Below are 23,466 nucleotides of genomic sequence, written 5' to 3'. Positions count from 1 at the left end.
TCACGCCGGCTCGTCGCGCTCGACGTCGATGTGCACGAGCACCTCGGCGTCGGGCTCGATCGCGAGGATCGCGTCGCGCGCGCGGTCGCTCCTCGCGTGCGCGCGGGCGAGGGGGATGTCGCCGGGGAGCTCGATGTGCACGTTGACGAACAGCGTGCTCCCGGCGATCCGCGTGCGCAGCCCGTGGTGGCCGAGGAGCTCGCCGCGCGCGCGCATGGCGTCGAGCGCGGCCTCGATGGCGCCGACGCGCTCCTCGGGGGCGCTCGTGTCGATGAGGTCGCGCACGCCGAGCCGGAGGAGGGTCCCCGCCGACGTGAGGATATAGACGGCGACCGCGATCGACAGGAGGCCGTCGACGCGGGAGAAGCCCGTCGCGTAGGTGAGGGCGACGCCGAGGAGGACCGCGACGTTCGCGGCGATGTCGGTGCGGTAGTGGACGGCGTCGGCCTGGATGGCGCTCGACCCGGTGCGCGCGGCGACGCGGCCGAGGTAGGCCACGAGCGCCGCGGTGATCAGCGCGGCGGCGGCCATGGTGCCGAGCGTGACGGCGGCGAGGCGGAGCGGCTCGGGCGAGAGCAGCCGCCGGATCCCCTCGATGAGCAGGTAGACCCCCGAGCCGCCGATGAGCAGGCCCTGACCGGCGGTCGCGAGCGTCTCGATCTTCGCGTGACCGAACGGGTGGGAGCGATCGGGCGCGGCGTGGGCGAGCTGGATGGCGAGGGCGTTCGCCGAGGAGGCGAAGAGGTCGGTGAGCGAGTCGACGGCGCTCGCGGTGACGGCCATCGAATGGCCGAGCTGGCCGGCGATGAGCTTGCCGAGGGCGAGGCCGCCCGCGGTCAGCGCCGCGATGCGGCCGGCGCGCAGCGCGGCGCGGGCGCGGGCGGCGGGGTCGGGGCGGGCGGCGTGCGCGGGCGCGCCGGCGGGGGCAGGCGCGCCGGCGGGCGCCACGCCAGGGCCGGGGAGGGCGGTGGGGTCGGGGAGGGCGCCGGGGGGGGCGGCGCGGGCGGCGTTGGGCGGTCCGCTCATCGCGGGGAGGCTACCCGTGGCGCCGGCGCCCGTCATGCCCGCGGCGCGCAGGACGCGCCTCACCGGCCTGCGGCGGGCGCATCGTCGGACAAGGCGGGCGCATCGTCGGACAAGAGGAGGCCCATGATCAGGTCGTCCACGAACGCCCCGCCGTCGCCGCGGACGAAATCGCGGCGCGTCCCCTCGTGCGTGAACCCGAACGACCGGTAGAGCGCGATCGCCCGGGCGTTGTCGGCCCGCACGGAGAGCTCCACCCGCCGCACGCGCCCCCCGTCCGCGTCGCGGTGCGCGCGCGCCCACCCGAGCAGCCGCTCCATCAGCGCCCGGCCCACCCCGAGCCCCTGCGCCTCCGGGTGCACGCCGATCCCGAGGACCCCCACGTGGCGCACCATCCGGGGCTTGAACCGGAGGAGCGTCGCCTCCCCGACGAGGCCGCCCCCCTCCAGCTCGGCGGCCAGGCACAGCGCCGAGCCGTCCTTCGCCGTGAGCCCGGCGCGCTCCCGCTGCTCGGCGTAGGCGGCCGCGTCGACGGGCAGCTCGTCCTCGTGCTTCACGATGCCGTGGCGCGCGCGCACGATCGCCCGCTCGAGGTCGAGCTGGGCAGCGGCGTCCTCTCGCGAGATCTGCCGGAGAATGCAGTGACGGCCGCCCCGGAGCGGGGCGCGGTACGGATCGAGGTCCATGGCGGCCTCCGAGGCTAGCCGCCGCGGCGGTCCCCACGCGACCGGGAAGTTCCCCGTTCGAGCGGGAATAGCCCCCGCTGCGCGATGGCGCTGACGGACGCGCCGGCGCCCGGCTGGCTCCGTCGAGCCATGCGCTCGACAGATCGAGCAGGCGCACGTTGGCGGTGCCTCGACCTCCGCGGCCGCGCCGCAGCGCCGGGGCGGGAGTGGACGGGCGTGCACGTGGGCGTGGGGATCGCTGCTCGTCGGCGCCTGCGAGGTGCACCGCGGAACTGCCGGGCCTCAGCCGTGGTACCTATCGATAGAGGGGGCCTCGGATGGCACGATCGCGGGAGACCGTGACAGGGAATCCGGTGCCCGGCCGGCGCCATGCGCTCACGCCGGCCGTGCGGCTGCGTCGCCTCGGCGAGGCGCGCGGACTCGACCGTTCCGGCGTCGGCAGCTCTCATGTCCCACGGAGCCGCCGGGCGCCAGCGCTCCATGGCGTGTCCTCGCCAGGGAGATGGTCCCCATGGAGGTGAGCCCGGCCTCCCCCTACGCGATCACCGAGACCCTCCACAAGGGCCAAAGCACCAGCCTACTTCGCGCGGTGCGGAGCGCCGATGGCCGCCCGGTGATCTTGAAGGTCCTCGACCCGAGGCGCGGCCGCCCGCAGGACATCGAGCGCCTGAAACACGAGTACGCGATTGGCAAGATGCTGAGCCACGAGGCCATCTTGGCGCCGCTCGCCCTCGAGACGTACGAGGGGCTGCCGGCGCTCGTCCTGGAGGATTTCGTCGGCGAGTCGCTCGACCAATTCATGGACGCGCCCATGAAGACCGAGCGGTTCCTCGACCTCGCGGTTCGTATCGTAGATGGCGTGGCGGCGCTCCACCAGCGGGACATCATCCACAAGGATCTCAAGCCCCAGAACATCCTCGTCAATGCAGCCACCGGCCAGGTCAAGCTCGCCGACTTCGGCCTCGCGTCCCGCCTGTCCCGCGAGCAGCCGCCGGCGGGGCCGCCCCGGCTCATCGAGGGCTCCTTGCCGTACCTGTCTCCGGAGCAGACGGGGCGGATGAACCGGGCGATCGACAGCCGCACCGACCTCTATGCGCTCGGCGTCACGTTCTATGAGATGCTCACAGGGCGGCTACCCTTCGAGGCGCGGGACCCGCTCGAGTGGGTGCACTGCCACGTCGCTCGCGTCCCGCCGCCGCCCTCCGCGCTCGTCCCGGAGCTGCCCGAAGGCATCTCGGCGCTCGTCCTGAAGCTCCTGGCCAAGATGGCGGAGGATCGCTACCAGACCGCGCGCGGCCTCAAGCACGATCTCGAGCGGTGCCTTTCGGCGTGGCGAGCCACCGGCAGGATCGAGCCGTTCCCCCTGGCCGAGCGCGATGTCTCTGGCCGCTTTCAAATCCCCCAGCAGCTCTACGGCCGCGAGGACGACGTAGCCGTGCTGCTGCGCGCGTTCGAGCGCGTGGTCGGCACGGGAGCCCCCGAGCTCGTGCTTGTCTCCGGCTATTCGGGCATCGGCAAGTCGGCGCTGGTCCACGAGCTCTACAGGCCGATCGTCCGGGAACGAGCCTTTTTTCTTTCGGGGAAGTTCGATCAATACAAGCGCGACATCCCTTACTCCACGCTCGTCCAGGCCTTCCGGGAGCTCGTGCTCGAGATCCTCGCCGAGAGTGAGGATCGGATTGCAGCCTGGAAGCAGCGGCTGCTCGGCGCCCTTGGGATCAACGGACAGCTCATCGTGGAAGTGATCCCTCAGGTCGAGCTCGTCATCGGCCCGCAACCGCCGGTGCCCGAGCTCCCGGCGTCCGAGGCGCAGAGCCGATTCCGCATCGTGTTCCGGCACTTCATCGGCGTGTTCGCCCGGAAGGAGCACCCCCTCGCGCTCTTCCTCGACGATCTCCAGTGGGCCGACTCGGCGAGCCTCGGACTGCTCCGTGATCTGGTGACGCACCCCGAAATACGGCATTTCCTCGTCCTCGGCGCGTACCGCGACAACGAGGTGAGCCGCTCGCACCCGCTCATGCGGGTGCTCGACCAGGTGCGGAAGGAGGGCGCGCGCGTCTCGGACATCGTGCTCGGGTCGCTGTCCCAGGAGCAGCTCGCCGCGCTCGTCAGCGACGCGCTGCACTGCCGACGTGAGGACGCCGCGCCGCTCGCGAGCCTCGTCCACGAGAAGACGGCCGGCAACCCGTTCTTCGCGATCCAGTTCCTCTCCGCGCTGCACAAAGAGCGGCTGATCGAGTTCGACGAGCGTGCCGAGGCCTTCCGGTGGGACATGGCGAAGATCCGCGAGAAGGGCTTCACCGACAACGTGGTCGACCTGATGGTCGGGAAGCTCATGCGGCTCCCTCCGCGCGCCCAGGGAGCGCTGAAGCAGCTCGCCTGTCTGGGAAGCACCGCGGACTTCGCCGTCCTGGCGATGGTTCAGGGTGGCTCGGAGGAGGACGTGCACGCGGATCTGTGGGACGCAGCTCATGAGGGGCTCGTCTTTCGCTTGAACGCCACGTACAAGTTGCTCCACGACCGCGTCCAGGAGGCGGCCTATTCGCTCATCCCCGAAGGCGAGCGGGCGGCGGCGCACCTCGGGATCGGCCGGCTGCTCGCGTCGCATACGCCGCCCGAAGAGCTCGAGAAGAAGATCTTCGAGATCGTGAACCAGCTCAACCGCGGCGCCGGGCTCATCACGTCGCGGGGCGAGCGAGAACGGGTCGCGGAGCTCAACCTCGTCGCGGGCAAGCGCGCCAAGGGGTCGACCGCCTACGCCTCGGCGCTGGCGTACTTCGCCGCCGGCGCGGCGCTCCTCACCGAGGACAGCTGGTCGCTTCGTTACGAGCTCACCTTCGCGCTCGAGCTCCACCGGGCCGAGTGCGAGTACCTGACCGGCGAGCTGTCGACAGCGGAGGAGCGGCTAGCCATGCTCTCGCGCCGTGCCCGGAACGTCGTCGACTTCGCCGCCGTCACGTGCGTGCGCATGGCCCTTTACATGACCCTGGACCAGAGCGACCGCAGCGTGGAGGCGTGCCTCGAGTACCTCCAGCGCGTCGGCGTCGCGTGGTCGCCGCACCCGACGGACGCCGAGGTCCGGCAGGAATACGAGCGGATGTGGCGAACGCTCGGGAACCGCCCGATCGAGGAGCTCCTCGACTTGCCCCTGATGACCGACCCGGACTGCCGCGCGACCATCGACGTCCTCTCGTCGTGCGATGTGCCGGCCTTGTTCTCCGACAAGAACCTGCTGAGCCTCCTGGTCGCTCGCATGGTGAACCTCAGCCTCGAGCATGGCAACAGCGATGCATCATGCCTCGCCTACGTCCGGCTCGGCTCGCTCCTCGGATCGCACTTCGGCGATTACCGGGCGGGGTTTCGCTTCGGCAAGCTCGGCCTCGATCTGATGGAGAAGCGCGCGATACTCCGCTTCAAGGCCCGCGTCTATTTTGTCTTCTGGTACACCATCAATCCATGGACGAGGCACGTGCGCACCAGCATCGATCCATTACGACGCGGCTTTCACGCGGCGCAGGAGATCGGCGATCTCACGTATTCGTCCTATCTGTCCGCCGTCTTGGTGACGCTCCTCCTCACGGAGGGAGATCCGCTCGACGAGGTGCAGCGAGAGGCCGAGGGGGCCCTCGAGTTCACACGGAAGGCGAAGTTCGGCCTCGTCGTCGACCTCGTCACCGGACAGCTCAGGTTCATCCGGATGCTCCGGGGGCTCTTGCCGGATTTCGGCTCCTTCAACGATGACTACTTCGACGAGGGTCGGTTCGAGCGGCGCCTCGAGGGCGATCCGCGCCTCTCAATCGCCGCGGGCTGGTACTGGCTCCACAAGCTGCAAGCGCGTTGCTACGCGGGTGATTACGCCTCTGCCCTCGAGGCCGGGGCGAAGGCGCAGCGGCTCCTCCGGACGTCGCCGGTGTTCCTCGCACTCACCGAATACTATTTCTATAATGCGCTCGCGTTGGCGGCGCGCCACGACGCGGCACCTCCATCCGCCGACGAGCGGTCGCAGCACCTCACGGCGCTCGTCACCCACCACGAGCAGCTCGAGGTCTGGGCTTCGAGCTGCCCGGAAAACTTCCGCGATCGCGCGGCGCTGGTCGGCGCCGAGATCGCGCGCATCGGCGGCGAATGGGACAAAGCGGAGCATCTGTACGAGCAGGCCATCCGCTCCGCGCGCGAAAGCGGCTTTGTCCACAACGAGGCGCTCGCCTACGAGATCGCGTCGAGGTTCTACCGGACGCGAGGGTTCGACCTGATCGCCGACACGTACCTCTGCGAGGCCCGCGCCTGTTACGACCGCTGGGGGGCGGACGGCAAGGTCAAGCAGATCGACCAGCAGCATCCGCACCTCTGGGACATGAGACCGCTCGCCCAGGCCGCCTCCTTCGCGGCGCGGTCAGAGGAGCTCGATCTGCTCTCGGTGATCAAGGCATCGCAGACCATTTCAAGCGAGATCGTCCTCGACAAGCTCCTGCGCACCCTGCTCACGTTCGTCCTCGAGCAGGGGGGCGCGCAGCGAGCTTGCCTCATTCTGTGTCAGGACATGCGCCTCTCCATCGAAGCGGAGGCGACCCTCGACGAGAACGGGGGGACGACGACCCTCCTCGCGCCTTTGCTGGGGGAGTCTGCATGGCAGCGGGTCCCCAGTTCACTCGTTCATTATGTGCAGCGGACGAAGGAGCGCGTCATCCTGCACGATGCGGCCGTCGATGCGGGCAAGTTCGCGAGCGACGAGTACTTCGCGCGGTATCGGTCCAAATCACTCATCTGCGTGCCCGTCCTGAGGCGGGCTGAGGTGGCGGGCCTGCTCTACCTCGAGAACAACCTCCTCGCCGGCGCGTTCACGCCGGATCGGCTCACGGCCCTCTCCCTCCTCACCACACAGGCAGCGATCTCCTTGGAGAACGCGCGGCTCCTCGCCAAGGAGCAGTCCGCGCGGACCGTGGCCGAGGCAGCGGAGCGGCGAGCGGCCTTCCTGGCAGAGGCCGGGGAGATCCTCTCCGGGTCGCTCGATTATGGCGACACGTTGTCGCGCCTCGCGCGGCTGTCGGTTCGATGGCTCTGCGACTGGTGCGTCATCGACTTCGTGGAAGGCGGGGAGACCCGGCGAGCTTTCTGGGCCCACAGAGACCCCGCGAAGGAGTCGTTGCTCGAGGAGCTACGACGGCGATACGCTCCTGACCGGCGCTCGCCCCACCCGTCGGCCCGTGCCCTGCGGGACGGTGGGCCCCTCCTGCTCCCCGAGATCTCCGACGAAGTCATCCGGAGCCACGCCGAGGACGACGGGCACGCGAGGCTCATCCGCGAGCTCGGGACGCGCAGCGCCATCATCGTGCCGCTCGTGGCGCGGGGACAGGCGATCGGGATGCTGAGCGTCGTCTCGTCCGCGCCGGGGCGCCGCTACGGGGATGCTGATCTCGAGCTCGTGCAGGAGGTGGCGCGCCGGGCCGCGATCGCGATCGACAACGCGCGGCTCTACAGCGCTGCCCAGGAGGCCGTCCGCGTGCGGGATGAGTTCCTCACCGTGGCGACGCACGAGCTCAACACGCCGATGACGTCGCTCACGCTCACGCTCGAGGCCCTGGATCGGGCCCTTCGATCGGGCCGTTCCCGGGACCCGCAGGCCATGGGCCGGCAGGTCGACCGCGCGCTGCGGCAGGCGGCGCGCCTGACCCGCCTGAACAGCGAGCTCCTCGACGTCTCGCGGATCAACGCGGCTCGGCTATCGCTTGAGGTCGCGGAGGTCGACCTCGTGGCGGTCGTCCACGACGTGCTCGCGCGATTCAAGCTGGATCTGGCGCGCGCCGGGTGCTCGGTCTCGCTGCGGCACGGCGGCCGGATCGTGGGCCTCTGGGATCAGTCCCGCATCGACCAGATCGTCACCAACCTCCTCGCCAACGCGATCAAGTTCGGGGCGGGCAAGCCCGTGGAGATCTCCGTCGGCGAGGAGGCCGGGACCGCGCGGCTTTCGGTCAAGGACCTCGGGATCGGCATCGACCCGGCGCGGCAGGAGCAGATCTTCGAGCGCTTCGAGCGCGCCGTATCCGACCGGCACTACGGCGGGCTGGGTCTCGGGCTCTACATCAGCCGCAGGATCGTGGAGGCGCACGGCGGCTCGATCCACGTCGAGAGCGCGCTCGGCGCCGGCGCCACGTTCCTCGTCGAGCTCCCGTGCGCCGGGCCGCCGCACCTCTCCGAGCCGAGCCCTCCGCCGGGCTGAGCGGCGCCGCGCGATCGGCGTCCCGGCGAGCCGCGTGCGCAGCCCGTGGTGGCCGAGGAGCTCGCCGAGCTCGCGCATGGCGGAGCGCCGAGGGCTGTCCGGTGATCGGATGGCGGTATCAAGAGTCCGCCGTGTCGAGCATCGGGGCGTTGCACTCCACCGGGGCAGCCATCACGAACGCGCATCGACGGGAGAGGACGCGCCGCGCTTCGCTGCCCATCGCAGCAGCGTGTCCAGAGCCGGGCAGAGCGCTTGTCCCCACTCGGTGAGCCCGTACTCGACCCGGGGCGGCACCTCGGGGTGCGTGACGCGCCAGACCATCCCATCGCGCTCCATCTGCCGGAGTTGCTGGATCAGCATCTTCTGCGAGACGCCGGGGATGGCGCGTTCGAGCTCCGAGAAGCGCTGCACCTTCCCTCCGAAGAGGCGAAAGAGGATCACCAGCTTCCAGCGCCCCTTGACGAGCTCGAGGGCCTGCTCGACACGCTCGGCGGCGATCTCGGGGGTGGCCGGCTCGTCGTACTCACCTCCGGGTGCGTACCCCACCTTTTTGTGCGTTCTTGCCACCCGATGAGCCTAGCCCAACTCTGCGTGCGAGGGGCCCACGTGACGGGCCTCGGGTCATCGTCCCCCCAGGAGGAATCATCACCTATGCAAGTTCCCGAACCGCTCGCAGGGTACGTCGCCGCGCAGAACGCGCGAAGCGTCGATGCCATGCTCGCCTACTTCACGGACGACGCCGTCGTCCGTGACGAACGCCGCGAGTACCGCGGCACCTCGTCCATCCGGGGGTGGATGGAAGAGACCACCGCGAAGTACCACCCCACGCTGGAGGTGCTCGACGTCGGCGCGGCGGGCCAGCAGGTGCTCCTCCGCGTCTCCGTCTCCGGCACGTTCCCGGGGAGCCCGATCCGGCTTCGCTACGACTTCACGCTCGATCGAGATCGGATCGCGCGCCTGGAGATCGACGGATGAACACGCCCCGAAGATTCTCGATCGATCCCGAGGAGTTCGCCGGCAAGCGCGTGCTCGTCACAGGCGGCACCAAGGGGGCGGGCGAGGCCATCGTCCGCCGCCTCGGCGCTGGGGGCGCCGTGACTGCGACCACGGCGCGCTCTGCGCTCCCTGCAGGCCAGTCGCCGAACGTCTTCGTACAGGCCGACCTCGCCACGGCAGCGGGTGTGGACGCCGTCGTCCGCGCGGTCTTGGGCGAGCTTGGCGGGATCGACCTCCTGGTCCACACCCTCGGCGGCTCCTCTGCGCCTGGCGGCGGCTTTGCGGCGCTCACCGAGGACATCTGGCACGACGAGCTATCGCTCAACCTCATGGCGGCCGTTCGTCTCGATCGCGCGCTCCTCCCGCACATGATCGCGCGAGGATCGGGGGTCGTCCTCCACGTTTCGTCCATCCAGCGCCGGCTCCCGCTCCACGACTCGACGATCGCGTACGCGTCCGCGAAAGCCGCGTTGTCCACGTACAGCAAGGCGCTCTCCAAGGAGCTTGGACCGAAGGGCGTCCGCGTGAACTCGATCGCCCCGGGATGGATCCGCACGACGGCAGCCGACGCCCTGGTGAAGCGCCTCGCCGAGCACGCCGGTACAGATGACGACACGGCCCGGCAGGGCATCATGAACGCGCTCGGTGGTATCCCCATCGGGCGTCCCGCATGGCCCGAAGAGGTCGCGGAGCTCGTCGCGTTCCTTGCCTCCGACAGGGCGGCGTCCATCCATGGGAGCGAGTACCTGATCGACGGGGGCACTGTGCCCACCGTTTGACGGCAGATACCGGAGTCACCTTGGCACAACGCGCGCCCGCCGAACGTACTGGCGTTCAGCGGCGGGCGCTCGAGGGAGGCCGAAGGCCGACCGACAAGCCCATCTGCTGCGACATCCAGTTGGGCAGCGCGGCAACGAACGTTTGCGGAGCCCTGGTAGCAAGCACATGAAGCGTCCAAGCTCACGCTAGAAGGCGCGCGCAGCGAACACCCACGATCCCAATTTGAAGGAGCACCAAGGCCACGTTACCGACCAGCCCGAAGGTGCGCGTTGCCCCCTTCATCTCAGGCGACCTCAGATAGCGGGGCGTGGACTTCACCAGGAAGACGCCGAGGAAGAGTGTGGACGCGGCGAGCAGGAGGAGGACGGCGGGTGCGGTCGAGATCCAGAATGATGCAATGGCCATCGCAAGACCTGGATAGTACCAGAAGTCATGCTTTCCGAATCCCAGGAGCTCTTTGGTATCCTCGTTCACTCGCCCTCCCGGGTCTACGTCTGCCCAACTATCAGTCGATGGGTCAACCAAAGCCGCCGGACCAGGTCTGTCTAGCTCGTCGCCTTTTGTTGTCTACCCCACGGAAAGTCTCACGGATCGGCTCTGCGCCGCAAGGCCCAGGTGCTGTCCAGCGCCATAGGGTAGATCGATCTAACACCGGCGGCAGTCGCCGCCTTTCCGGGGGCCGGGGGCGCCGGAGGGGCACGGAGTGACGCAGGGGGTGGCAGCTCGCGCGCCTCGATCGATCGGCGGCGAGGGCGGCCTCTCGCGCCGCGCGCTGGAGCACCGTCTCGTGCAGAGGATGCCGCCGGAGCTGACCTGTCTCCCTGTCGCGATAGGGCCGCGTCGCGGGGAAGACCCATTGCCAGGGCCATTCCCGGCCGGCGTTCGGAACCTTGCGGTCCAGGGCGTCGGGGAGGACCACCCAGCCGGCGCCGGCCGCGACATCGGCGGCGTGCTGGACGCGCACGGCGGTGAAGTGAGCGCGGAGCGGGGGGACCAGGCAGAGCGGATGGGGGGTCGGCGTTGCTCGGTCCACGATCCAGCAGACGATCCGAGCCCGGTCCGAAGGTTCACCATTCGACCCGTCTCGAGGAAGCTGCGCCGCCTTCATGGGTTCTCGCTTTCTCCCCCCCATCGCGCTCCAGGCTGGTCGCAGGACAGGGGCGCTGCGGCCGCAGGCGGAGCAACCGAGGTGCCAAGCGGACGCGCTTCGAGCCGCGCCCGCTGAAGGCGCGTCGCCCGCGGCCGCGGCGCGGGAGGAGCGCGTGACAATTTGCCTCTCGCGTGGCCGCCTGCCGCAGGCGCCGCAGAGCTCGTCTTGAGGGGACCTGAGGCCGATTCTCTACGGCGCGCGGTGGATCGGATCGATCCAGGCGACCGCTTCCGGTCTCTCCGCCGGCGTGATGTCCAGATTGACCACGACCGCTTCGCCGTCGCTCCTCACGAGCACGCACTCGAGCGGCTCGTCCGCGCTCGCGTTGATCTCCTGGTGCGGCACGAAGGGGGGCACATAGATGAAGTCGCCGGCGCCCGCCTCGGCCGTGAACTCGAGCCGGTCGCCCCAGCGCATGCGTGCCCGACCCTTCACCACGAAGATGACGCTCTCCAGCGGCCCATGGTGATGGGCGCCGGTCTTGGCGTTCGGGTGGATCTTCACCGTCCCGGCCCACAGCTTCCGCGCTCCGACGCGGGCGTGGTCGATCGCGGCCCTGCGATCCATGCCCTCCGTCTGGGCCGTGTTCGGGTCGAGCTGATCGCCGGAGATCACCTGCACGCCGTCGTGCTTCCAGCGCGCCTCGCCGCCGTGCTCGCCGTGCTCGTCTTGTGGATTTTTCATCGGGGAGTTTCCTTGCTCAAGATACACAAACTCTTCCGTCAGGTTGGCCCTTGCCGATGGCAGGCTCTGCCGGTGCGGTGCGATATCGTCAGGGCGACACGTCGGCGAATGGAGAGTTACAGCCGTGTGAGATCACAGCCCGGCTCGGCCGCGTACGGCTGAAGTCCGACGAACCCTGATCGAAATACGGACTTGACCCGTGTATGGTAAGCATGCATCCTGCCGCCCGACACGCCGGCCGTGCGCTGACGCATGCGGCCCTGCAATGAGGGCTCGATGGAATCGTTCCTCGTCGATTACTTGCGTCATATCGGTATCACGGAGGGGGTCACGGCGTCGGCGGTCGACTGCGAGGTCTGCGGCGGAGCCGACTTCGTCACGGTCGCGGACATCGTCGACATCGGCAAGGACGCCTTCGGGAAGCTGCCGATCCAGTGCTGTACCGCCTGCGGATTCATGATGCAGAATCCGCGCTTCAACAGGCACTTCTACACGACCTTCTACAACACCTATTACCGGACCCTCCTCTTCGGGAGCAGCGAGCCCGAGAAGGCGTTCATCTCCGACCAGGTGCGGCGCGGCGAGCTGCTCTACAGGAGCCTCACCGAGAGGGGCTATCTCAAGGAGCCGGGGAAGCTCCTCGACGTGGGGTGCTCCGCCGGCGGCCTCATGGTCAGCTTTTTGCGGCGCGGGTGGACGGGGCTGGGGACGGATCCTGACATCGGCTTCGTCAACCACGGCAAGGATCGGCTGGGGCTGCCGCTGGTCGTGGTCGACGCGGAGGACATGGACCTGCCGGCGGACGAGTACGATCTCGTCGTCATCACCGGCTCGCTCGAGCATGTCTACGACGCCAACCACACGCTCTCGTTGTGCCGCCGGGCCTCCAAGCCCGGCGCGCTGCTCTTCCTCGAGGGGCGCGCGCTCGGGCAGGGCATCCTGAGCGGCCATTTCAGCCACAACCACCGCCGGTACCTGACCGCGAGCTCGCTGGAGCTGCTCATGGTCAAGCATGGCTGGGAGCCCCTCTTCACCACGGACGCGCCCCTCTGCGGGCCGACCCGCCCGGGGGGCGTCTACTGCCTGGGACGCGCGGTCGACGTGCCCGCCCCGGAGGTCGTCCGCGCGCTCATCCGGAGCGGAAAGCGCGACGACCCTCGCGCGCTGCAGGAGCGCCTGGCGGCGGGCGGCGTCGCGGTCGACGCGGCGCCCAACCGAGGCGCCCAGGGCGTCGCGTGACCGGCGGCAAGAGCTCCAGCAGCGCGGCGGCCTTCCCGCTCCTCTCGCCGGACATCGAGGTGGTCGGGCCCGCGGAGGGCGAGGGGCCGGACCCGCGCCGCTTCGCGCTCTACGACCGCGCCACGGACACGTCGTTCGCGCTGGGAAAAGCGGAGCTCACCCTGGCGAGGCTCTTCGACGGGCGCCGATCCCGCGACGAGGTGCTGGAGCAGGCGCGGGCGTGCGTGTCCCCGCGGCTGTCCGCGGAGAAGCTCGCGCAGTTCGAGCAGCGCCTCGTCGGCCTCGGCATCCTCGTCGATTCGAGCCGCCCCGAGAGGGCCCGCAAGGACCCCTTCGCCGGCATCAGCTTCGGGCCGCTCAAGTCGCTGCTGCTCGTGCCGCTCATCAACCTGAAGCCCGACGAGCACCTCGACCGGCTCGCGCGCGCCGCCCCGGTGCTCGTCAGCCGGTGGCTCGTCTACGGATGTCTCGCGCTCATCGCCGCGGGCGGCTGGATCGCCGGGCTCAGATGGCACGTGTTCTCGGGCGATCTCGTGCTGGCCTACACGGGCTGGGGCTGGCTGCCGTGGCACTACCCGATCATGATCGCGTCCGTGGTGTGCCACGAGCTCGGCCATGCCTTGCCCTGCAAGGCGTACGGCGTGCGCATCAGCGAGATGGGCCTCGGCGCTTACCTCCTCTTCGTGACGGGATGGGCCCGCCCCGTCCAGCGAGAGTGGTCGCGCATGACGAAGCGACAGCGCGTCGTGAGCATCGTCATGGGGCCCCTCGCCAGCCTGGCGTGCGCCTCGGTCGGCATGGTGATATGGGCGCTCGCGGCGCCCGGCTCGGAGCTCGGCGTCTTCGGCGTCCGCGTGGCGGCGACGTCGGCCCTCGCGGTCATCCCGACGCTGCTGCCGGTGTTCAACGGGGACAGCTATCTCTTCCTGACCGAGGTGCTGGGGATCCCCGGCCTCCGGCAGAAGTCGTGGCGGTTTGCGCGCGGCCTGCTCCGCCGTGACACCGGGCGCACGCAGGACCTGAGCGCGCGGCGAAAGCTCCTTTACCTCTCCGTCGTCGCAGGGACCTTCCTTAGCTGGCTCATCGCCTGGGCCAGCGCGTACTCGCTGTTCTTCCGGTAGGCCCCGGCGCCTACCTTGCAATGCATCCACCACAGGCATCCTCAGGAGGAGAAGAGCAATGATTCGTTTGAATGAGCACGAAGCGGGCGACCCGATCGAGGCGACCGGCCATGTCGCCCAGGAGAGCTGTACCGAGGCCCCCAAGGGCCCTCCCACCGCCGCGAAGGACGAGGCCGCCCAGAAGCCGGTCGCCGCGAGCTTCGAGGATTTCGATCTCGACGACATCGAGGTCCTCGAGAGCAAGGTCTTCGCGTGACAGGTGGCTCGATGGAGGGCCGGAGAACGCTCCAGCCCTCCATCGAGCCGTAAGGACGGGGCCGCGCTCGGGGCGATCGACCGGGCACGGCCTCCGTCAAGGAGCGCCGCTATGTACCCGAGCCTCGGAGTCGGCCTTCAGTACAATCCAGAGATCCTGGATTGGTTTCCTTTCGAGGAGATGGAGGTGGACGCGATGGAGATCCTCCTCGACACCGTGATGGGCCCCCTGGACAGCCCCTATGTCATGAAGCCGGGGGCGAAGGAGAAGCTCGATCGCCTCGCCTCGAAATACAAGCTCCTCGCCCACTCCAACTACGGGTGCGACTTCGGCTTCGAGCCGATCGACACGACGCCGGCGGCGCTGCGTCACGTCGCGCTGGCGAAGGCGATCGGCAGCCCGTGGGTCGCGAACCATTGCTTCTATGGCGACAACTCGTGGCTCGATATCTGGAGCAGCCCCGTCCAGTTCTCGACCGCCGAGGTGAAGCGGGTGGCCGGGCGCGCGCGGGCGCTCCAGGAGATGTACGGGATGCCGCTCGCGCACGAGAACGCCGCCTATTACATCCCGTGTCCAGGCGCCGAGATGCGGGAGGCCGAGTTCATGGCCCGCCTCGTGGACGAGGCCGGGACCTACCTTCACCTCGACCTGCACAACATCTACACGAACTCGATCAACCTCCCGGGCTTCGACATGGAGGATTACCTGGATACGATCCCGCTGGACCGCGTGATCGCCATCCACCTCGCGGGCGGCAGCTGGCTGGACGGCCTCTACCACGACTGGCACGACGAGAGCGTGCCGGAGCCCGTGTGGGACCTCCTGGACCGCGTGCTGGAGCGGGCCCGGCCCGGCGCGGTCATCATCGAGTACCAGGGCCAGGCGCACCACCCGTCGACGCGCGTCCTCGGGCGCGAGAGCGATCACGAGATGATCGTGCGCGACATCGAGCGCGCCCGCCGCGCGTGGGACAAGGCGTATGGCGTGGTCGCGACACGGCAGGCAGGGTGACCGCATGGAAGCGTCGACCGTCTGGACCGTCTGGCGCCGGATCCTCCGCGAGCCCGCGCTCAGCGACGTGATCTTCGAGCCCGGCTTCGCTGATCGCGCCTCGGAGCACGGCTTCACGGCGGAGCAGATCCCGATCGCGCTCGCCTACGCCGAGACGCCCCACCGCACGCGGTGGTTCATCGTCAACTACCGCTTCCGCCTCGTGAGCTCGTTCCTGTATGCCCTGGAGACGGGCGCTCCGCTGACCGTGCGCCTGCTCGTGAGCTCCGGCCACGATCTGCGCGCGCTGGGCGAGCGCTACATGGAGGCGCGGGGGTGGGAGGATCACGGGCCGTTCGTCTACACGTTCTGCGCGGACGTGCTGGACTTCCTGCGGCGCTCGGAGCTCGCCGCCGAGCTGCCCTACCTGCGCGACGTGATCGCGCTCGAGGCGGCCTCGGTGGAGCTCGTGCGCCGCCTGGCGAAGCTGCCCGGTGAGCGCTACCGGCGCCCGGCGCCGAGCGATGGAGTCGATCTGCGCGCCGCCACGCTCCGCAGGAACCTGCAGGGCATCACCGTGACCACGGAGCACGCGCTCGGGCCGTGGCTGAGGGACAAATCCCTGCTGGGGCGGACTCCGCTGCAGAAGGGACCGCAGCACCTGCTGCTCTACGTGCCGTCGCCGACGAGCAGCTACAAGCTCGCCGGCATCCCGGAGCGCGGGGCGCGGCTCTTCAACGCGCTGACGGAGCCGCGCTCGCTCTCGGCGCTGCGCCGCTCGCTCGGGGGCGACGAGCCCCCCGAGGGCGACGACGTGGTCATCCTTCAACGGCTCTGCGAGTACGGGGTCGTCGAGGCCTCGAGAGGATAGCGCCATGTCCCTCTCGAGGACCTTCTGGCTGCGATCGGCGGGGTTCCCCATCGGCTGGGTCAGCGACCTCGGCATCGAGGCGAGCCGCCCCGTCGTCGCGCAGCTGTACCTTGTGATGGACGAGCTGCGCGGCCTCGGCGCGGGGCGGCGAGCCGGCGGCGCGGCGGAGGCTGCGCCCGACGCGCTCGCGGTCCGGCGCAAGCAGCTGACGGAGCGGAGGGCCGCGCTGGAGGCCGAGGGCGAGGCGCTGTTCACGGCCGACGCGCGCGCCGTCAGGAGCAAGGTGGTCGAGCGGCTGTCCGGGCCGCTGGCGGAGGAGGCGCTCTTCCTCCTGAACCCCGCGGCGCTCGAGCGGGTCCGCTCGCTCGGGCAGGGCGGCGCGGCGCAGCTCGACAGCCGCCGGAGACAGCATGTTCGCCTCGCGTGGAGCTACCTCCAGCGGCTCTGCACGAAGAACGACACCGTGAGCTTCTTCGGCCCCATGGCCTGGGGGCGCATGTCCGGGCTCGACGAGCCCGTGCGGCTGAGCACGACCGGTCCGGGCTGGATCAAGCGGCGGATCGTGTCGTTCGAGCACTGGGCAGCCGTCGCGCTGGGCGCGGCGATCTCGGCCGATCCCGAGGTGTCCCCGCACCTGCCGCTCCGGCTCAACGCGGGCTGTCACGTCGAGGGCACCGAGCTGCGGTATCCCTTGAACAAGCGGACCCGGCTCTCGGCGCCCGCCGCGGACTTCCTCCGCTTCGTGGGCGAGGCGCGGCGCCACGGCGCTTGGCCGGCGGCGGAGCTGTCCGCGCGCTTCGCCCGCGAGACGGGCCAGGGCCTGGAGGAGGTCGAGCGCGCGTGCAGCTTCCTGCTCGAAAAGGGCGTGCTCGTGCGGAACATCGAGGTCCCGACAGCGGAGCATCGCCCCGAGGAGCGGGTCCGGCGGACCGTCGCGGCCTTGCCCGAGGCGTGTCCGGGGCGCGCGCGCTGGCTGCACACGATCGACGGTCTCCTCGCGCTGCGGGAGCGGTACCAGGGCGGCGCGCTGGAGGAGCGCGCGCGCACCTCGAGCGAGCTTTACAGCGTGTTGAAGAGCCTCGGGATCAACACGGACCGGGAAGCCGGGAGCATGTACACGGGCAGGTACGTCGTCTACGAGGACTGCGAGCGGTCCTTGTTCATCGAGCTCGGGCGCTCCGTGGAGGCGAGGCTCGGCGCGGTGCTGGAGCCCGTCTGCAACATCTACCGGTGGCTCGCGAAGCGCGCCGCGCAGCTCATCCATGCGCGCTACGAGCGCGTCTACAGGGAGCTTTGCGCCGAGGGCGACGAGGAGGGCGTCGACTTCCTGCTCTTCTTCACGACCGTGCGGAAGAGCCCCGCCCTGGAGCCCTCGGTCGAGCTGCTGAGGGGCGAGCTCAGGGCGGCGTGGGGGCGCCTCCTCGGCCCGGCGCCGGCGGACGACGCGATGATCGAGGAGCGCGATCTGGTCCGCCTGCTCGGCTGGCTCGAGGAGAGCGGCCCCACGGACGGCGCCCCGGAGCCGCTCGGCGTCGACGTGCATTCCCCCGATCTCCTGATCGCGGCCAGAGACCTCGAGGCCCTGCGGAGCGGCGAGTACCAGATCATCGTCGGAGAGGTGCACCCGGGCGTCCACAACGTGTCGCAGCCGGTGGCGCAGCCGTTCTCGCCGTTCTCGCGCGAGATCCAGGAGGAGGTCGACGCGCTGCTCGCCCCCGGCCGCATGGTGCTCGTCGATCCGGCGCTCGGGCACCAGCGCTCGAACCTCAACTGGCCCGTGGTGACGAACCTCCACGACGTGCTCATGCCCGGAGACGACAGCCGCTCGCCGCTCTCGCGGCAGGTCGCGACCGGGAACGGGCGCGTCGTGCTCCGCGACGGGGGTGTCAAGTACCTGGATCGCGCCTCGGGGCGCCTCGAGGACATCATCACGGTGATGCCGCGGGATTTCCACCGCATGCTCTTCGACCTGGCCGCCGACGTGCTCGGAGCGGCGCACCCGTGCCGCATCTCGTGCGGCAACTTCATGCTGAAGCGCCGCACGTGGCGCGCCTCCGGGTCGAGCCTGCCGAACGTGAAGCTCCCCGGCGAGAGCTTCCAGTCCTTCATGGCCGTCCACGCGTGGGCCCGGGCGCTGGGGTTGCCGCGCTGGGTGTTCGTGAAATGCCCGGGAGAGCCCAAGCCGATCTACGTCGACTTCGAGAACCCCCTCGCCGTCGACCTCTTCTACAAACAGGCCCGGCAGGCCGACGACGTGACGATCTCGGAGATGCGACCGGGCCCCGACGAGCTCTGGCTCGCCGACGAGCGCGGCGCGTTCACCTCCGAATTGCGGACATCCTTCACCACCCAGGGCTCTCCCCGGTAACCGCGCCTGCGCGGCACGGGCGCGGCGGCCTTCAGGCGAGCTTGATGCAGCAGATCCTGACTTGAGGAGACAGTTCTATGAGCATGCAGCACAGTGAGGTGTTCAGCGTCGGTGACGGTATCCTCGCGCCCAACGCGTCGTGGTCCTTCGGCGCGGAGGTGCCGAAGACGTTTCTGGAGCACGTCCGCAGGTCGGTGCCGCTGTACGACGCAGGGCACGACCTGATCTGTCAGATCAGCGATTTCTTCGTGAACGACGGGTCGGTCTGCTACGAGCTCGGGGTGTCGACCGGGGAGCTCCTCGGGAAGCTGGCCCGGCACAACGCGGGCAAGCACGCGAAGTGGGTCGGCCTCGACGTCGAGGAGACCATGATCGCGCAGGCGCGCGCGAGCCTCGACGGCATGAAGAACGTCGAGCTCCACGTCGGCGACGCGGTCCTGTGGGACTTCGAGAAATCGGACATGATGGTGTCCTATTACTGTCTGCAGTTCGTTCCGCCGAAGTTCCGGCAGGAGGTCATCAACAGGATCTACGAGTCCCTCAACTGGGGAGGCTGTTTCGTCCTGTTCGAGAAGGTGCGGGCGTGCGACGCCAGGTTCCAGGACATCACGACGGCGCTGTACCAGGAGTTCAAGCTGAAGCAGAGCTTCACCCCCTCCGAGATCGTCGCGAAGGCCCGGAGCCTCAAGGGAGTGCTCGAGCCGTTCTCGACCCAGGGGAACGTCGACATGCTGAAGCGGGCCGGCTTCGTCGATATCATGTCCATCATGAAGTACGTCTCGTTCGAGGGGTTCCTGGCCATCAAGTGAGCGCGCCGGGCGCCGGCCGCACGGCGTCAGCGCGAGGCGCCCCGCCGGCCTCCGCTCGCGGCGAGCGGGCGGGGCGGGCAGGGCGCGAGAGCGCAGAGAGGAGTGTCGAGGATGAAAATCGAAGGGGTCCCCTTCTTCGTCGCCGACTGGGCGAAGGTCGAGCCGACCGAGCATCCAGGGGAGACCGGGAAGGCCATCTGGCGGACGATCGAGGCCGGCAACCTCCGTGTCAGGAAGGTCGAATACACGCCGGGATACCGCGCGGATCACTGGTGCAGCCGCGGGCACGTCCTCCTTGTCCTCGAGGGAGAGCTGACCACCGAGCTCAAGGACGGGCGGACGTTCACGCTGCCAGCCGGGACCAGCTACCAGGTGGCGGACGGCGCCGAGCCGCACCTCTCGTCCACGCAGGCGGGAGCGACGCTCTTCATCGTCGATTGAAGGGGAGCGCGGGGGCGGATGCGGCAGCCGCGTTCTGCCGAGCCCGGAGATTTCGGCTGCTCCCTCGAGGGATCGGTCGTGGAGAATTGTCTCGGCTGTGGTGGGTGGCGCTTCTTCGGTGAAGGTGCCGGGTCGCTCGCCTGGTAGTCTGGTCGGATGCCCACCCTCCCGCCGGGGCCGAGCAGCAAGCTCTGGACTCTGATCCGGTACCTCCGGGATCCCATCGGCTGCATGGTGCCGCTCGCGCAGCGGTACGGCGATCCCTTCTCGTTTCCCGGCGATCCCCCGATGGTGTGCACCGGCGATCCCGTCGGAATCAAGGCCATCTACACGGCGGATCCCGACACGTTCGCTCCGCTGTCGGCGGACCTGTCCGTGTTCCTGGGCCGGCGCTCGATGATCTTGCTCCAGGGCGCCGAGCACCGCCGGCTCCGCAAGCTCATGATGCCGCCGTTCCACGGAGCGCGCGTGCGCGCCTACGGGGAGGCGATCTGCCGCCTGGCCGAGCGGCACACGGCGGACTGGCAGCCGGATCGGCAGGTGATGGTGTACGAGGTCGCGCAGCGGATCTCGCTCGACGTGATCTTGCAAGCCGTCTTCGGGGTGAGCGAGCCGGAGCGGATGGCGGGGCTGGCCACCTTGCTGCTGGATCTCCTCAACGGGATCTCGCCGCTGATCGCGCTCTTCCCGTCGCTGCGGCGCGAGCTCGGCGGCCTCGGTCCTTTCGCTGCGTTCCTGCGGCGGCAGCGCCTCCTCCGCGAGCAGCTCGACGCGCTGATCGCGGCGGCGCGCGTGGCCGGGCCGCGCGAGGACATCCTGAGCCTCCTGGTCCAGGCCCGCGACGAGGACGGGCAGCCCATGACGGACGAGGAGATCCGGGATCAGCTGATCTTGCTTGTGGTCGCCGGTCACGAGACCACGGCCATCTCCATCGCGTGGGCGTTCTACGCGCTGCACCGGCCCGAGAACGCCGCGGCGCTCGAGCGGCTGCGCGCCGAGCTGGCGGCGCTTGGGCGCGACCCGGAGGTGGAGGCGCTGGACAGGCAGCCGTATCTCGAGGCCGTCTGCCAGGAGACCCTGCGCCGCTACCCGCTCGCGCCGGCGCCCGCTCCGCGCAAGCTCCTGCGTCCGCTGGAGCTCATGGGCTACACGCTGCCGGCCGGCGTGGGCGTGGGCGTGGCGATCGGGGTCGCGCACTTCCGCGAGGACCTCTATCCCGAGCCGCTGCGCTTCAAGCCCGAGCGCTTCCTCGAGCGCAAGTTCACGCCGTTCGAGCTCGTGCCCTTCGGCGGCGGGGCGCGGCGCTGCCTCGGCGCGGCGATGGCCGCCCACGAGATGCGGCTGGTGCTCGGCACGATCTTGCGGCGCTACCGGCTGCGCCTCGCGTCGCTGCGGCCCGATCCGGGGAAGGTGCGCGCCGCCAACGCCGGGCCGGCGCACGGGGTGCGCATGATCGTCGAGGAGCGTCTGGCGTAGCCCACCGACGCCGACCAGCGCGCCTCTGGGTCTGCGCCTATCCTGGCTGCTCCCCTGTCCGACACGGACGATCGTGCGGTCATTCCGGGTGGCTCGATCACCGCCCTTCGCGCCGCGGATCCGCGGTCCGCCCGCGCGCCGGCGCCGCGGCGTACAGCGCGAGCGCGCGCCGCACCGGGCCGCGATCGGCGCCGCCCGCCCGCACGGGATCGGCCTCGTCGACCAGCGCCGACAGGGCGCGTGCCTGGGTCCTCGCCGCGGCCTCCCGGGCGGGATCGCCGGCCTGCGCGGCCAGCGCCGAGAGCCGCCGCGCCACGCCGAGCGCCGCCGGCAGCGCCCCCGCGGCCACGTAGGCGGCCGCGAGCTCCTGGAGCAGCCCGGCGTCGTCGCCCCGGAGCGCCGCCGCCGCCTCGAAGTCGGCGATCGCCTCGTCGCGCCGCCCCTCGCGCGCCCGGAGCGCCGCCCGGGCGCGGTAGCCCTCGACGAAGCCGCGCACGTGGTCGAGGCCCACCGAGTACGTGCGCTCCGCCTCGCGCGGGTCGCCCGCCCGCTCGTACAGCGCGCCGAGCCCGAGGTACGCCGGGCCGTAGGTGGCGTCGAAGCGGACCGCCTCCAGGTACCGCGACAGCGCCACGTCCGCGTCGCCGGCCGCCGTGCGGGCCTCGGCCTGGCGCGTCAGCTCGGCGGCCTGCGCGGTCGCCCAGCCGACCCCGTCCGCCCTGGCCAGCGCGGCCCCGTGCAGCAGCGCGGCGGCGAGGGCCACGGCGAGGGCGCGCGCTCCCCGTCCCGCGCTCGCCGCACCTCCGCACCGCACCGGTCCGTATCGTACGGGCGCCCGGCCGATCGGGCAATCGTCGCCCCGCCCGCCGGCGCGCCGCCGTCGCCCGATGCGCGCCGCCGTCGCCCGATGCGCGCCGCCGTCGCCCGATGCGCGCCGCCGCCCCCGGCGCGCCCCGCCGCACGCAGCACGCCGGTCCTGCCCGTCACGCAGGTCACGCCGCAGCGCAGCGCGCCGCGGGGTCGCGTTCCTGCCCGGAAGGCAGCCGCCCGGCGCGAGTTCGCGTAGGATGCGCGGCCATGGGTGAGGAGCTGCGCTTCCCGGACGCCTTCCTGTTCGGCACTGCCGCCTCTGCCACACAGGTCGAGGGGCACTGTGCGCAGAGCGACTGGGCCGCGTTCGCGCGCGAGCCGGGGCGTGTCCGCGGCGGCGATACGCCGGACGACGCGTGCGACCAGCTGCACCGCTTCCGCGAGGACGTCGCGCTCCAGGCGCGGCTCTGCATGGGGGCCCACCGGCTCTCCATCGAGTGGGCCCGCGTCGAGCGGGAGCCGGGCGAGTTCGACCCGGCCACGTGGGACCACTACCGCGCCGTGCTCGGCGCGCACCTCGAGGCCGGGATCACCCCGATGGTCACCGTCCACCACGTCACCCTGCCGCGCTGGGTCGCGCTGCGCGGCGGCCTGCTCTCGCAGGAGCTGCCGGCGCTCCTCTCGCGCTTCGCCGAGCGCGCCGTCGAGGCGCTCGGCGATCTCTGCCAGCTCTGGGTCACCATCAACGAGCCCAACATGCTCGCCCTCCAGGCCCACCTGCTCGGCGTCTGGCCGCCCGCGCGCAGCTCGCCCGTCGAGGCGGTGCGCGCCCACCAGAACCTCTTCCGCGCCCACGCCGCCATGTACCGCGCCATGCACGAGGCCGCGGGCCGCCGCGGCCACGCCATCGCCGTCGGCGTCGCGCACCACCTGCGCGTCATCGAGCCGGAGCGGTTCGGGCGCCTCGCCGACCGCATGTGGGCGGCGCTCTTCGAGCGGCTGTTCAACGACGCCTTCGCGCGCGCCCTCTGCGACAGCGGCCTGCACGACTTCTTCGGGGTGAACTACTACAGCCGCGACCTTGTCCGTTTCTCGCCGGCGCACGCGCGCGCGGGCTTCCTCCGGCGCCTCGTCCCCGAGGGCGCCGAGGTCAGCGATCTCGGCTGGGAGGTCTACCCCGAGGGGCTCGGCTACGTGCTCGACGCCTGGTGGCCCCGCGCCCGGGTCCCCATCTACATCACCGAGAACGGCATCGCCGACGCCGACGACGACCAGCGCCCGCGCTTCCTCGTGCGGCACCTCGCCGAGGTCGCGCGGGCGATCGAGCGCGGCATCGACGTGCGCGGGTACATGCACTGGTCGCTGCTCGACAGCTTCGAGTGGGCCGAGGGGTACGCCCCGCGCTTCGGGCTTGTCGAGGTCGACCGCGTCACCCAGGAGCGCAGCCCCCGGCCGAGCGCCGAGCTCTACGCCCGGATCGCGCGCGCGCGCCGCATCGACGCCGACGGCGCGTCGCTCGCGCTCGGCGCCGCGCCCGCGTGACCCCCAG

Annotated in this window: 19 protein-coding genes; 13 read left to right on the top strand and 6 right to left on the bottom strand. The window is 70.5% G+C overall.

Annotated features, from left to right (window positions below):
* Together WMF36_RS22405 and WMF36_RS22400 are read right to left on the bottom strand one after the other, a co-directional pair.
* Positions 1-1,026: a cation diffusion facilitator family transporter gene (locus WMF36_RS22405; RefSeq protein ID WP_437581671.1), complete on the bottom strand. Its 1,026-nt coding sequence runs from the start codon at positions 1,024-1,026 to the stop codon at positions 1-3.
* Positions 1,027-1,085: 59 nt separating this feature from the next.
* Positions 1,086-1,709 (bottom strand): GNAT family N-acetyltransferase, encoded by a 624-nt coding sequence (locus WMF36_RS22400; RefSeq protein WP_437581670.1) that lies wholly within the window; start codon positions 1,707-1,709, stop codon positions 1,086-1,088.
* 511 nt (positions 1,710-2,220) lie between these two features.
* On the opposite strand from WMF36_RS22400, the gene WMF36_RS22395 reads away from it, so the two are divergent.
* The gene (locus WMF36_RS22395) at positions 2,221-7,926 is read left to right on the top strand and encodes a sensor histidine kinase (protein WP_437581669.1); all 5,706 of its coding nucleotides are present in this window, start codon (positions 2,221-2,223) and stop codon (positions 7,924-7,926) included.
* 171 nt (positions 7,927-8,097) lie between these two features.
* Here the strand turns inward: WMF36_RS22395 and WMF36_RS22390 are convergent, their stop codons facing one another.
* The gene (locus tag WMF36_RS22390) at positions 8,098-8,493 is read right to left on the bottom strand and encodes a winged helix-turn-helix transcriptional regulator (RefSeq protein ID WP_437581668.1); all 396 of its coding nucleotides are present in this window, start codon (positions 8,491-8,493) and stop codon (positions 8,098-8,100) included.
* Positions 8,494-8,577: 84 nt separating this feature from the next.
* Here WMF36_RS22390 and WMF36_RS22385 point away from each other — a divergent pair, with 84 nt between their 5' ends.
* Positions 8,578-8,901, top strand: coding sequence for a nuclear transport factor 2 family protein (locus WMF36_RS22385; RefSeq protein WP_437581667.1), 324 nt, complete (start codon positions 8,578-8,580; stop codon positions 8,899-8,901).
* A complete protein-coding gene (locus WMF36_RS22380; RefSeq protein WP_437581666.1) occupies positions 8,898-9,701 on the top strand; it encodes an SDR family oxidoreductase in 804 nt (267 codons plus the stop codon). Before WMF36_RS22385 ends, WMF36_RS22380 begins: the two co-directional genes overlap by 4 nt.
* Before the next feature lie 181 nt (positions 9,702-9,882).
* Here WMF36_RS22380 and WMF36_RS22375 read toward each other — a convergent pair whose 3' ends face one another.
* The gene (locus tag WMF36_RS22375; protein WP_437581665.1) at positions 9,883-10,176 is read right to left on the bottom strand and encodes a hypothetical protein; all 294 of its coding nucleotides are present in this window, start codon (positions 10,174-10,176) and stop codon (positions 9,883-9,885) included.
* Between the two features lie 865 nt (positions 10,177-11,041).
* The gene (locus WMF36_RS22370) at positions 11,042-11,536 is read right to left on the bottom strand and encodes a cupin domain-containing protein (protein WP_437581664.1); all 495 of its coding nucleotides are present in this window, start codon (positions 11,534-11,536) and stop codon (positions 11,042-11,044) included.
* Between the two features lie 276 nt (positions 11,537-11,812).
* Here WMF36_RS22370 and WMF36_RS22365 point away from each other — a divergent pair, with 276 nt between their 5' ends.
* From WMF36_RS22365 to WMF36_RS22325, 9 genes are all read left to right on the top strand, one after another.
* Entirely contained in the window at positions 11,813-12,775 is a 963-nt protein-coding gene (locus WMF36_RS22365) for a class I SAM-dependent methyltransferase (protein WP_437581662.1), read from the top strand.
* Complete coding sequence (locus WMF36_RS22360) at positions 12,772-13,896, top strand: site-2 protease family protein (RefSeq protein WP_437581661.1); 1,125 nt, start codon at positions 12,772-12,774, stop codon at positions 13,894-13,896. Before WMF36_RS22365 ends, WMF36_RS22360 begins: the two co-directional genes overlap by 4 nt.
* A gap of 58 nt (positions 13,897-13,954) precedes the next feature.
* A complete protein-coding gene (locus WMF36_RS22355; protein WP_437581660.1) occupies positions 13,955-14,152 on the top strand; it encodes a hypothetical protein in 198 nt (65 codons plus the stop codon).
* A gap of 111 nt (positions 14,153-14,263) precedes the next feature.
* Positions 14,264-15,163 (top strand): DUF692 domain-containing protein, encoded by a 900-nt coding sequence (locus WMF36_RS22350; RefSeq protein ID WP_437581659.1) that lies wholly within the window; start codon positions 14,264-14,266, stop codon positions 15,161-15,163.
* A gap of 4 nt (positions 15,164-15,167) precedes the next feature.
* Complete coding sequence (locus WMF36_RS22345) at positions 15,168-16,013, top strand: hypothetical protein (RefSeq protein WP_437581658.1); 846 nt, start codon at positions 15,168-15,170, stop codon at positions 16,011-16,013.
* A gap of 4 nt (positions 16,014-16,017) precedes the next feature.
* Positions 16,018-18,381, top strand: coding sequence for a lantibiotic dehydratase (locus WMF36_RS22340; protein ID WP_437581657.1), 2,364 nt, complete (start codon positions 16,018-16,020; stop codon positions 18,379-18,381).
* Positions 18,382-18,458: 77 nt separating this feature from the next.
* Positions 18,459-19,190, top strand: a complete 732-nt coding sequence (locus tag WMF36_RS22335) for a methyltransferase domain-containing protein (RefSeq protein WP_437581656.1) — start codon at positions 18,459-18,461, stop codon at positions 19,188-19,190.
* Positions 19,191-19,301: 111 nt separating this feature from the next.
* Entirely contained in the window at positions 19,302-19,631 is a 330-nt protein-coding gene (locus tag WMF36_RS22330) for a DHCW motif cupin fold protein (RefSeq protein WP_437581655.1), read from the top strand.
* A 156-nt stretch (positions 19,632-19,787) separates the two neighbouring features.
* Entirely contained in the window at positions 19,788-21,107 is a 1,320-nt protein-coding gene (locus WMF36_RS22325; protein ID WP_437581654.1) for a cytochrome P450, read from the top strand.
* Positions 21,108-21,204: 97 nt separating this feature from the next.
* Here WMF36_RS22325 and WMF36_RS22320 read toward each other — a convergent pair whose 3' ends face one another.
* Positions 21,205-21,921, bottom strand: a complete 717-nt coding sequence (locus WMF36_RS22320; protein ID WP_437581653.1) for a tetratricopeptide repeat protein — start codon at positions 21,919-21,921, stop codon at positions 21,205-21,207.
* Between the two features lie 263 nt (positions 21,922-22,184).
* Here WMF36_RS22320 and WMF36_RS22315 point away from each other — a divergent pair, with 263 nt between their 5' ends.
* The gene (locus WMF36_RS22315; RefSeq protein ID WP_437581652.1) at positions 22,185-23,459 is read left to right on the top strand and encodes a glycoside hydrolase family 1 protein; all 1,275 of its coding nucleotides are present in this window, start codon (positions 22,185-22,187) and stop codon (positions 23,457-23,459) included.
* The last annotated feature ends 7 nt before the right edge of the window (positions 23,460-23,466 follow it).

The sequence above is a fragment of the Sorangium sp. So ce887 genome (genome assembly GCF_051521455.1).
Classification (GTDB): Bacteria; Myxococcota_A; Polyangia; order Polyangiales; family Polyangiaceae; genus Sorangium.
The sequence above is the reverse complement of the archived record's forward strand: the minus strand, read 5'-3'. Positions and strand labels throughout refer to the sequence as shown.

Coding starts and splice junctions, on each gene's coding strand:
- WMF36_RS22405 (WP_437581671.1), bottom strand. CDS start 1,026: ATGAGCGGACCGCCCAACGCCGCCCGCGCCGCCCCCCCCGGCGCCCTC.
- WMF36_RS22400 (WP_437581670.1), bottom strand. CDS start 1,709: ATGGACCTCGATCCGTACCGCGCCCCGCTCCGGGGCGGCCGTCACTGC.
- WMF36_RS22395 (WP_437581669.1), top strand. CDS start 2,221: ATGGAGGTGAGCCCGGCCTCCCCCTACGCGATCACCGAGACCCTCCAC.
- WMF36_RS22385 (WP_437581667.1), top strand. CDS start 8,578: ATGCAAGTTCCCGAACCGCTCGCAGGGTACGTCGCCGCGCAGAACGCG.
- WMF36_RS22380 (WP_437581666.1), top strand. CDS start 8,898: ATGAACACGCCCCGAAGATTCTCGATCGATCCCGAGGAGTTCGCCGGC.
- WMF36_RS22370 (WP_437581664.1), bottom strand. CDS start 11,536: ATGAAAAATCCACAAGACGAGCACGGCGAGCACGGCGGCGAGGCGCGC.
- WMF36_RS22365 (WP_437581662.1), top strand. CDS start 11,813: ATGGAATCGTTCCTCGTCGATTACTTGCGTCATATCGGTATCACGGAG.
- WMF36_RS22355 (WP_437581660.1), top strand. CDS start 13,955: ATGATTCGTTTGAATGAGCACGAAGCGGGCGACCCGATCGAGGCGACC.
- WMF36_RS22350 (WP_437581659.1), top strand. CDS start 14,264: ATGTACCCGAGCCTCGGAGTCGGCCTTCAGTACAATCCAGAGATCCTG.
- WMF36_RS22345 (WP_437581658.1), top strand. CDS start 15,168: ATGGAAGCGTCGACCGTCTGGACCGTCTGGCGCCGGATCCTCCGCGAG.
- WMF36_RS22340 (WP_437581657.1), top strand. CDS start 16,018: ATGTCCCTCTCGAGGACCTTCTGGCTGCGATCGGCGGGGTTCCCCATC.
- WMF36_RS22335 (WP_437581656.1), top strand. CDS start 18,459: ATGAGCATGCAGCACAGTGAGGTGTTCAGCGTCGGTGACGGTATCCTC.
- WMF36_RS22330 (WP_437581655.1), top strand. CDS start 19,302: ATGAAAATCGAAGGGGTCCCCTTCTTCGTCGCCGACTGGGCGAAGGTC.
- WMF36_RS22325 (WP_437581654.1), top strand. CDS start 19,788: ATGCCCACCCTCCCGCCGGGGCCGAGCAGCAAGCTCTGGACTCTGATC.
- WMF36_RS22315 (WP_437581652.1), top strand. CDS start 22,185: ATGGGTGAGGAGCTGCGCTTCCCGGACGCCTTCCTGTTCGGCACTGCC.